This is a genomic window from Kordia sp., from assembly GCF_050633145.1.
GTDB lineage: Bacteria > Bacteroidota > Bacteroidia > Flavobacteriales > Flavobacteriaceae > Kordia.
On the sequence record NZ_JBOEFY010000111.1, the window covers coordinates 1 to 11,902 of the forward strand.

The 11,902-nt window shown below is 33.4% G+C and carries 5 protein-coding genes; 4 read left to right on the top strand and 1 reads right to left on the bottom strand.

The annotated features are described in order from the left end of the window. From ACRBBL_RS27435 to ACRBBL_RS27450, 4 genes are all read left to right on the top strand, one after another. Positions 1 to 526 (top strand): gliding motility-associated C-terminal domain-containing protein (locus ACRBBL_RS27435; RefSeq protein WP_431372306.1); only part of this gene is annotated, 526 nt, incomplete at its 5' end. 27 nt (positions 527 to 553) lie between these two features. Then, on the top strand, positions 554 to 1,489 hold the full coding sequence (locus tag ACRBBL_RS27440; protein WP_431372307.1) for a PorP/SprF family type IX secretion system membrane protein: 936 nt from the start codon (positions 554 to 556) through the stop codon (positions 1,487 to 1,489). A gap of 52 nt (positions 1,490 to 1,541) precedes the next feature. Beyond that, positions 1,542 to 3,431 carry an OmpA family protein gene (locus ACRBBL_RS27445; protein WP_431372308.1) on the top strand — a complete coding sequence of 630 codons (1,890 nt, stop codon included), beginning with the start codon at positions 1,542 to 1,544 and terminating at the stop codon, positions 3,429 to 3,431. A gap of 281 nt (positions 3,432 to 3,712) precedes the next feature. Continuing rightward, complete coding sequence (locus ACRBBL_RS27450) at positions 3,713 to 8,635, top strand: lamin tail domain-containing protein (protein ID WP_431372309.1); 4,923 nt, start codon at positions 3,713 to 3,715, stop codon at positions 8,633 to 8,635. 1,034 nt (positions 8,636 to 9,669) lie between these two features. Here the strand turns inward: ACRBBL_RS27450 and ACRBBL_RS27455 are convergent. Next, a partial coding sequence (locus ACRBBL_RS27455) for a COR domain-containing protein (RefSeq protein WP_431372310.1) occupies positions 9,670 to 11,902 on the bottom strand: 2,233 nt, incomplete at its 5' end.

Here is an 11,902-nt window from a genome sequence, read left to right on the forward strand (position 1 = left end):
AAGTTGTAACGCAGCACTTACTAACACTACAACTGTAACTTTTATTGAACTGCCAGAAGTAATACTATCATCTGACTGCGACGATGTTAATTATAAACTATATGCATCATTATCAACTCCTGATGCTATGATAACTTATGAATGGTATGATCCTTCTGATGAGTTGATTGGCACTAATGATAATGTAACCATAACCGAATCTGGTTTTTACAGGCTCGTTATATCTAAAAATGGATGTTTTAGCGAAGAATCTATTTATATAGAAAACGCAAACTGTTCTATTCCTAAAGGAGTTTCCCCTAATAATGATAGTCTAAATGACACTTTCGATCTAAGTAATTTAGATGTCAAACGATTACAAATATTTAATAGGCATGGTATCGAAGTGTATTCAAGAAGTAACTATACAAATGAATGGAATGGACAAACGAATAAAGGTGATAAGCTTCCGACAGGAACGTATTATTATTTAATAGAATTTGAAAATGGAAACTCTACATCTGGATGGGTATATCTTAATAGATAATATAAAATGATACTAAAAAAAAAGAAGATGAATAAATCTTATATCTGCATAGTAATTCTCTTAGTGTTTTTAAGTAATGCATTTGCACAACAAGATCCTCAATATACACAATATATGTATAATATGAGCGTGGTAAACCCTGCATACGCCGGAAATAAAGACAATGTTTCTTTAGGATTACTTTACAGAAAACAATGGGTTAGTATTGAAGACGCTCCTTCAACAGCAACTTTTTTTGCACATTCTCCTGTAGGCAATAATGTTGGAATAGGAATCTCCATTATTTCTGATAAAATTGGACCTGTTAACGAAAATAATTTCTATGGAGATTTTTCTTATACGATTGCTTTGGGTGATAGTTACGAAGACCATAGATTGGCTTTTGGTTTAAAAGCAGGATTCACAACACATAAAGTAGGATTGTTTTCTGATATCTATGGGACACTTATAAATGAGTCTGATCCAGCCTTTTTACAAAACACAGATGATATTCTTTTCAATTTAGGTGCAGGTATTTTTTATTATACAAATAAGTATTATTTAGGTGTTTCTATCCCGAATACAATTAAATCTCCTCACTTAACTATTACAGGTAATCAATTTGGCTCGGAGGTTTCACATTACTTTATAACTGGAGGGTATGTTTTTGACGTATCTCCAACAATTAAATTTAAACCTTCATTTATGATGAAATCTGCTTTCAATGCGCCAACTTCTTTAGATGTATCAGCGAATGTGTTTTTTGATGAAAGAATTGAAGCTGGAATTACATACCGATTGGAAGATAGTTTTGGTGCAATGATTAATTTTTCTATAAATCCTGATTTAAGGATTGGCTATGCCTATGATAATGTCGTATCTGACTTAAACGTAGTTACAAAAGCATCTCATGAATTTTTTATACTATATGATTTGCCACTGTTTAGAAATGTATCTAAATCACCTAGACGTAATTATTATTAAATCAATAATAAAAAGAATTGCAAACCCCTAGAATGAACTAAAGATTAAAATTTTGAAAAAAAAGCTTTTTACACTACCAATACTATTATTTACTATGTGGAATCTTATAGCCCAAGATTCTTATACACAAACAGCAGATGAATTATTTCAAAGATTTGAATTCAATCAGGCAATAAAAGAATACTTGAAGTTAGTAGAAAAACCTAAATACAAATCATCATCGTATGTTTTTGAAAAATTAGCAACGAGCTATTATAATATCTTCGATGTTGAAAATGCGTCACTTTGGTACTCAAAACTCATAAAAACAAATCCACTTACCGATGGAGAAATACATTATCGGTATGCGCAAATTCTGAATGCTCTAAACAAGTATGAAGAAGCAAATAAGCAAATGGATATTTTTGTAAAAAAATCACCCTCAGACTACAGAGCAAAAGCGCATAAGTCTAAAATTGAATACCTAAAAAACTACACAGATAAGCCAACAGATTTTAAAGTAAAACCCATTACTGCACTGAATACAAAATTTTCAGATTTTGGAGGGTTTTTGACGGCTGATAATACGTTCTATTTTGTAAGTGCTGAAAAAATGAACGCTGATAAAAAACGTAAAGGTTGGAATAATCAACCATATTTAGACATTTACAAAGCAAAATTTGACGGCGAAAATTTCAATGCTAGCGAACCTGTAAAAGAACTAAATTCAAAATGGCATGATGGACCTTTAAGCATTACTGCAGATGGCAATACGATATACTTCATATCAGAAAGTTTCAATCAAAATCTATATAAAAAAGAAAAAAATAACAATCTCAAATTAGGACAACTAGGATTATTCATTGCTACAAAATCAGATGATTCATGGGATATTAAACCATTTCCTTTAAATAGTAATAAATACTCAATCAGTAGTCCTGCTATAAGCAAGGATGGAAAAACGTTGTATTTCTCTTCAGATATGCCAGGAACTTATGGGAATTTTGACATTTGGGAAATAGAAGTTACAAAAAATGGTTTTGGAACTCCTAAAAACCTAGGAAAGGAAGTAAATACAAAAGGATATGAAGATTATAGCTATATCAGTGATGACAATATATTATACTTTGCTTCCAACCAACGAGAAGGTTTTGGAGGATTAGATATTTACGCTATTGATCGTACTATCAAAAATGCTACAGCGAAAAATTTAGGCGCAACAATAAACTCTAAAAGAGATGATTTTTCATTTACATACAACACAAAAAGCAAAATAGGTTTCTTTACAAGTAACATAAAAGGAAATGACGACTTATACATGGCACTTCCTATATGCAAAAAGCAAATTCAAATCATCTACAAGGATAGTAAAACAAAAAAAAGTATTCAAAATGTAAATGCTGAAGTTAGCAATAGCAGCACAAATGCCTTCGTAGAGAACAATACTAAAAACAAATACTTTTATGAGTTTCTATGTGAAGAAAACTATACAGTTGCATCTTCTAAAGAAGGATATATGCCACAAACCACAGCGTTAGAAGCGATAGAAAATAGATCATCAAACATTCTTGAAATTTTCTTAGAACCAATAGAAAAAGCACCTGTAATTACTGAAACGGAAGTTATTTTACAGCCAGTTTATTTTGAATTTAATGAAAGTAATATAACGTATCAAGGAGCTTTGGAACTAGATAAACTTGTTACTGTAATGAATAGTCATCCAAGCATGAATATTTTTGTAAAGTCGCATACAGATAGCAAAGGACGTAAGAAATATAACATGACTTTATCCGACAAAAGAGCCCAAGCTACAGTACAATATATCATATCAAAAGGAATAGATGAAAATCGCATTTCAGGAAAAGGTTTTGGAGAAAGTGACCTTAAAGTACCATGTAAAAAATGTACAGAAGCTGAACATTCTCAAAATAGACGGTCAGAATTTATAATTATTAAAAAATAAACAGCTATATTATTCCACATAAAAGAGTAAGAAAAAACATAAAAATTTCTGACTTGTTATAAATTTTGTTTTTAAATCACTGTAAACAACTAATTATCAGTTTTTTAAAATATGAATATTTGAAACTGAATTGTAAAAATGATATTTTTAACTATTTGATTGTAAATTAATTAATAAATATTTTTGATAAGAGAATAAAAACTGAGTTTGCATATGAAATGAGCCATAACTAACATTGGTGAATTACATCTGACCCCTAATTATAAAATACAAATAGACAGATGAAAAACATAAAATTACTTTTAATAATAGTTGCCTTCTTTATGGCTAATTATAGTTTTTCTCAGACTAAGATTTGGGAATTAACTTTTGAAACTCCTGGTGGCTATACATCAACTGGAACAGAAAGTAATGATGGAGCGAATGATTATTATGGAAGGTTCTCAGATGCAGATATTTCTCCAAACTTTACCAATACACAAGGCACCTTCTTTTTTGCAGTACAAGATAAAGATGCAGCGCCAACACCACTATCTGGCGATCAACAAATTACAGTGCCCAATATTGATATTTCTAATTACGAAAATCTTGAGATAAGAATACACTTAGCTAGAGGTTTTAGCGGAACTGGAACTTGGGACTCTACAGATGCATTACATGTAGGAGGAAATATTGATGGGGGCACTAATCAAAATTTAATCTGGGTAGAAAGTGTGGGTACATCTAATACTGGAGCCGCTATCGACACAGATTTTAACGGTACAGGTGACGGTACAGTATTAACTCCTGCTTTTGCACAATTCACGCAAGCAATTGCTGGTACAGGAGCTGATTTTAATCTAATTATAGATGTAATTACGCTTAATTCTGCATCTGAAGATATAGCTTTTGATAGCATTGAAATATGGGGCGATTTTGTCCCAACCACAACAACAGTAGAATTTACATCAACAACATCTACACTCTCTGAAGGAGGAATGTCTATTGATGTTTGTGCTTCTATAACCAATGAAGATGCAACAAATGCCACAACGGTAGAAATTGCTCTAGATGGTTCAAGCACTGCTACTAACGGAACTGACTATGATGATGGTGCTGGTAGTCCTGCAGCAATAAGCTTCCCCCAAACAGTAACATTTCCTGCAGGAAGCACCGCCGATCAATGTTTTACAATTTATATATCAAATGATGATTTGGTATATGAAGGAGACGAAACGGTGATCTTAAATTTACAAAATGCTTCTGGAGGAAACTCAGCAGCTTTAGGAACTAATGTACAGCATACATTAACGATATCCGATAACGAAACACCTCCTGTTGCAGATATTGTCATCACAGAACTCATGTATAACTCTACAAGTACCGATGATGAGTGGATAGAAGTCTGTAATACATCTGGTAGTACGCAAGATATTAGTAATTATATCATAGACATCGGAGGAACTACAGCGTTTACTTTTCCTGCAAGTACCACAATATTAAATGGAAACTGTATTACTATTTCTTTGGGAAGTAATGGTGATGGATCTTATAATCCGGGATGTAATTTTACTCCTGATTATGGAATTGATGCCAGTACAAACGATACAAATAATTTAATCAATTCATCACCACAAACTATTACCATTTATGCTTCAGACGGAACCACTACAGCAGATGCAGTAAGTTATACGAATGCAGATGGTGCTAATGGAAATGGAAGTTCACTACATCTTACAAATGCTTCTCTTGATAATTCCAACACAAATACCAATTGGACAGAAGTAGCTACTGGCGGATCACCAGGGACAAATTCCTTAGTGTCTCCTTGTGCAGCTGCTTTGGTATATGAAATTGATGCCTATGACGGTCAAACAGTATATACATGTAATGGAACTTTTACCGATTCTAGACCAGCAGCAGACTATTTTAACAACGAAAACTATACGGTTACCTTTTGCTCTGGATCGGCAGATGAAATATTACAATTCATATTCAATCCGTCAGATTCCGATGGCTCTTCAGAATCTAATTTTGAAATAGTAGCAGGAGATGTTTTATACATGTACGATGGAATGGATACCAGCGGAACTTTACTAGCAACAATTACGGATACGAGCGATCCTGGGGCAAGTCATTTTTATCTTTACGGAATTAGTGAATGTGTAACCTTTCAATTTATCTCCGATGCAGCTGGAGATGATAACGGTTGGGAAGCATTAATGTCTTGTGTCCCTTTAGGTTGTGGAACAAATCCAGCAGCAGCAGATGACTTTGCCAACGCACCATATATTTGTGATTTAGATGGTTTTTGTGGAACAACAGTAGGATATACAGAAGACTTGCCAGCAAACTTAACGGATCTAGGAGGAAGTTGTCCAGGACCACTTTTTGGAGGAACTATAGAAAACAACTCATGGATTCAATTTGTAGCGGCTTCTACATCTATAACACTTCAATACAATGTACCCACTTGCTATGATGCATTTGGAGCAGGAACTCCAAGTGGCAGCGAAGGAATTCAATCTGCAATCTTTGAATATGATGGCGCCAATTTTACAAGAGTTTCTGATTGTGCAACTTCAGATGGAACAAACAATGGAATTTTTAATCTTACTTCTTCATCCTTAACTATTGGAAATACCTATTATATTATGACTGATGGAAGTGCTGGTTCGCAATGTGATTACGAAATTACAGTAATTGATGGAGGAACAGGCTCAGGAGTAGAACTTTTTAGTGCAGGGGCCGATCAAACTTCTTGTTCAGGTGATTCAGTTACATTAACAGCAACCGGACCAGCTACGGCAACATATTCTTGGACTTCAACAGAAGCAGGATTTGGAACAGTAGTTGGAAACCCAATCTCAGTTTCTCCAACAAGCACAGCTACATATACTGTTGAAGTAACAAGTGGAGCATGTATAAATGAAACTGATGATGTGTTGGTTACTGTAAACTTTTGTGGAGCAGAAATCATGCTAACACAGTATTATGAAGGTGCGACTGATAACAAGTGGGTAGAAGTAAAAAATATAAGTCCTTCCACAATAGCTGGAAACACGTATTACATAGTAGTCTTAAACAATGCTGATGCGGATAATCCTGCAGCAGCAGATCCTACAGATGGTGCTGGAAACTCATTTAATAACAATATTCTTATCACTACAGACATGGCTCCAGGCGAAGTCAGAAGATATAGACATAGAAATGCAGTACTACCAGCGTATGCTTCACCGGGAGAAACTGGGTATGATGGGAACCCTACATTCGATTTTGGAGCAACAGCAGATTTGTTTAGTGGAGATGATATCGTACTAATTAGTACAACTAATGATAGTGACACTTGGGCAAACAGAGTAGATGTAATAGGTGATGGTACACTTTGGGGAGATCGAAGATGTTTTGTAAGAAATGAGTGTGTAACCTCTGGACCATCTACAACCTTTGATATTAATGAATGGGTAGAATTTACAGATGCTGAAGTTGAATTCTCTGCATCTGGAACAAACCCATATTTGGGAGAACATGAACGAGGAAGCACCGAATGGAATGGAAGTACTTGGAGTAGTGGCTCGCCAGACAGATCAAGAGAAGTAACATTAACTAGCGGATATGATACTTCAACAAATGGAAACCTAGAAGTTTGCTCTCTAACCATTAACAGTGGTGTTACGCTAACAGTAAAGACAGGTAATCATGTAGAAATTGTAAACAACTTAACAGTTGAAGACACAGCAATAATGAACATTAATGATGATGCTTCATTAGTTATGATTGATGATAGTGGAGTTGTAACCTTGAATGGAACTGGAATCATAAATGTAGAAAAAACAACGACACCTTTTGAGCAATACGATTATACATATTGGTCATCTCCAATTACAAATGCTACTATTGGCGGAATATTGGGAGGTTGGACTACGAGCCGTATTTACAGTTTTAATACAGCCAACTTTTCAGATTTAGATGCAGATGAGTTTGATGATGATGGAAACGATTGGACATTTGTAACTGCTGGAACAACAATGAATCAAGGAGTTGGTTATGCCGCAATGGGACCTATAGGAGGAGCATTTCCGCGTACGGAAACGATCATGTTTAGTGGCGAAGTAAATAATGGTCAAATTATGACTACAGTAAGTCTAAGTGCAAATGGAGCTGATGCAAATGATGATTGGAATTTGATAGGAAATCCTTTTCCGTCTGCAATTAACATTGATGATTTCATGACGTTAAACACCAATTTAAACGGAACCATATACCTGTGGACACATATTGATGATATATCTGTTTCAAATCCTGGACCAGATTCATTTAACTTTAGTACGAATGATTATGCAATGTACAATGCTACTGGAGGAACAGGAACAGCTTCTGCTTCTGGAAGCAGCGTTCCAACAGGATTTGTAGCTTCTGGACAAGGTTTCTTTGTAGAAGCAATTACTGCAGGTACAATAGAGTTTAATAATTCCATGAGAAGTATTGGATACGCTAATAATCTTTTTTATAGATCGTTAACTCCAGAAACCAACATAGAAACCACATTAGAAAAAGATAGGCTTTGGTTAAACCTCACAAATACCGATGGCGCATTTAGTCAAATACTCATTGGTTTCTTTGAAAATGCTACACTTGGTAATGATAGATTGTACGATGGAATACGCTTTTCAGGATCAAATTATATTAACTTCTATTCATTTCAAGATGGAAAAAAATATGGAATACAAGGACGACCAACGTTTTTAGATTCAGACATCGTTCCGTTAGGATATGATGCAAATATTTTGGGAGAACTCTCTATAGGTTTATCTCAAACAGAAGGAGTATTAACTACCTCCGAAATTTACTTAAAAGACAATGACTTAAATATCATACATGATTTAAGAGTCGCAGATTATACATTTACAACAAGTGAAGGTAAGTTTCCTAACAGGTTTGAATTATTGTTCTCTAGTGAAATCTTAAGTGTAGACGAGATAAGCGCTATCAATGAAGAAGATATTTTTGTATATATTCAAGATAACAAACTTATCATTAATTCTAGGTCAAGAATAAACCTGACAGGCGTTAGTGTATATTCAATGCTTGGAAAAGAAATTATCAGTAAACCTCTAAACACAAAATACAGTTCAATAACATTAGATAACATACAATCTGGAGTTTATATCGTAAGAGTACAAACTGAAAATGGTGAGGTAATTAAAAAGATAATCAAAGAATAGTAAGTGATCTCATTGAAAATTCAAATAGCATATTTTCTAACGTTTTATATCAACCATAAAACTAGGGATGGACTATGTAAATGAAGATGGGCTCGATTTACATTGTCAAATAGGAGTTTGTTTTTTTACAAAATATTTTTTTTGCTTTTGGATATGCTACTAGCACCAATGGTATAGAAGCAACTGATATTTATTGAAATCGTAAAACAGATGACAAAAACTATGCAATTGCTGATGTATAAGAAATCATAAATTATTTAGAGGAGTTAATTAAATGTTACATAAAATATATCTATTCATTCAGGTAATACCACCTCCACCAGGACCGCCACCTCCACCAGGTTTTTCCATAGATACTGGTATAGTATTACTAGCGGTTGCAGGTATCATATATGGGTGTTACATAAATGGTTTATCATACAAAAGAAAAAAGATTCTTTATTAAACTATAAATATTAAAAAGGTAATCTTTTATAAGTCGTTTAAGGCACGACTTTATTATAAAAGAGAGATAACTGGAGTAGGTATCTCTCTTTTTTGTTTAGTTAATATAAGTGAAGAGCAAATCGTTTTAGAACGAATAATGTGAGGTTGTAATTTTTTAATAATAAAACAGCATTCATCAAAGAAATTGAATATTTGATACGTTTTTTAAGGTGAAATTTTGCTTGTTGATGAACTTGTTAAATACTTTAGCGTTCTCAATAAGGTTTTGAAAAACGCTTACAATGGGATTAGTAAGGCTAACTGTTTTAGAAGTACTTGGTATTTGATTTTTTTTATAAATCAAGAAGCATTTAATAGTGAAGGATACTCATCCACAAACAAACTAATTTCCTTTAAATCCTCCACCAAAAAGTTCGACTTTAGAAACCTTGAGGGTACGGAATGGGACAAAATAACAAAAATGTTAATTTATCCCTTTTTATTTTTGCTCATATCTACTGACAATGAACACTGATTAACTCTAGTTTTGTGGTTCGACAGCTAACGTTTTCTATTTTGTAGCTGTTTGTTGCGAGTTGTTTCAAAATTTATAGATACCCAAATAATTTAAATAACTGTATTTCATACTTTTTGTACATCTTTTCACTCCAACTTTTTATATCAAAATCACCCTCAACACCAATATCCAACCCTACTAAATTTAATAATGGAACCGATGCCTTAATTTTCATTTCTAAATTATTGCTTTCTGTATTTAGCGCATCAAAATATTCTTTTAGTTGTGCATCCATTGCATCATACAATCCTTCTAATACTATTTGTATGTCATTAAAAACAGCTTCTCTTTGCGTGATTGAAATTTCTTGAACAGCTTTAACAACCTCATCTTTATTGAGCTTTGCGTTTGTTTCTAAACGAAGTAATTGCTCAAAATGTTCGTTTAAGTCAGATTTAATTTCTTCTGTGTTTCTTAGTATTTTTTCATTAGCCTTAGAATTTCTATGAACTCCTTCTTGTATGTTTTCTAATATACTGTTTCTATGTATTTCTTGTCTTTGATAGGACGCATCTGTTTTTCGTAGTAATTCAACCAATTTGTATGGCAATGCAAAACCTGAACGCTTTAAAATAGGCGCAATTTTGAGTGTTCTTTTTAAATTACGGCAATAAATTTCGTCTTGGTTATCATCAATTTCTAACTTAATATCTTCATAATATTTATGATACTTTTTATTCGCACTTAAACGAGTTTCACATTTTTCACATACACATGGAATTTCAATCTCAAATTCAAGTCCTTTATACGTATCATGAATATCGCTCATTGCTTTTACAATAGCTTGCATTAATGTAAGTCGCTCATTTCCGTGAGCTTCAATTACAATCTGTTTCATACTTCTATTTACCTGTGCCTTTGCTTGAGCGTTTCTTGTAGTGAACACTACACCAAATGCCCAAACATCCTCAAAATCAGAATCTACATATTTGCAAAGCTCTGCTGCCAATTGATTGACAATTCCTCTAGGCATCAAACGTGTATATTTATATTTAATAAGCCATTTCCCTTCTGAATCCCAATTATCGTATCGTGTAGGAATTGTGCTACTCATCAAAGAAGGTACGATATACGAGTGTTCCTGTTTTCTTTTATAAGCCAAACGGAAAATCCTCAGTATTTCTAATAGTTCATTATGGTAATCTTCATAAATAGCTTCGTTCCATAAATTTTCAATATCTTCTTGTTCCAGTTTCCCGTTTTTACTTCGAATAGTTTGACTATCAATGATACGATATAGAGCAGTAGTGACCCATTCAGGATTCAAAATGACTTTTTGTTTGATTGCAGGATATTCTTCATACCAAAGTACAATTCCTAAACTATGCAAATAGCGTAATAAATCTTTTTGTCTATCCTTATTTTCAACATTATATTGTTTACATATTTTAGTGTATTGACTTAATGTAATTAGATGTGTATTTGTTTCTAGTAATTTTTCCAATGCTATGCGCACATCCAACCAATCACTTAATATTGTTTTTTGAACATGTGGAAGTTCTAGTAAGCGATGTTCCATTACTTTTTTGAATGCCTTAAATTCATCAAGATGCCTCTTTTCTGAAAAACTCAAATCAACTTCAAAGACTTTACTACCTACAATGGTGTAATACTTTTTGTAATCGGCAATATCAATGTTGGCAGGAGTATCTCCAAACTTTAAATTTTGAAGTAATATAATTTGATTATCGTCTTTATGAGTAAATATCTCTATGGTTTGCAACCATTCCTCATATTTATTTCCTTGATCCGCTCTGGAGTCAGTAACCAAAATATACAGCGCATCGTCACTTAAAAAAAATCGATGTACTTGATACAAGACATCTTGTCCGCCAAAATCCCATATATGACACATAAATGTATCATTTTGAGTAGGAAACTTGTAATTATAAATATCAATTCCCCTTGTTCTGTCTTCTTCTTCTGGTAAACCCTTATTTTCATCTTCTATTTTTATACGAAGGGATGTTTTCCCAGTCTTCCCTTCTCCCAGTAACAATACTTTTGCTTCTAATAATTGTACCTCTGTTACACTTTCTCGCTCCAATGCTTCAAAATATCGTATCACAGCATCATTTCCTAGTTGTAAGATATGTTCAGGAGGACTCTTAACAGGGTTATTGTATAAACGAATATCTCCAGCATATTCCTCAGTAGAAATCTTCCTTCCTTTTTTTAGCAAGGGTAAAAGAGGCTTAATATCTGAAATTTGATTTGAGCTAAGGCCTAATGAAGTTAATCCCTTTAGGTCTTTTAAGAAACTA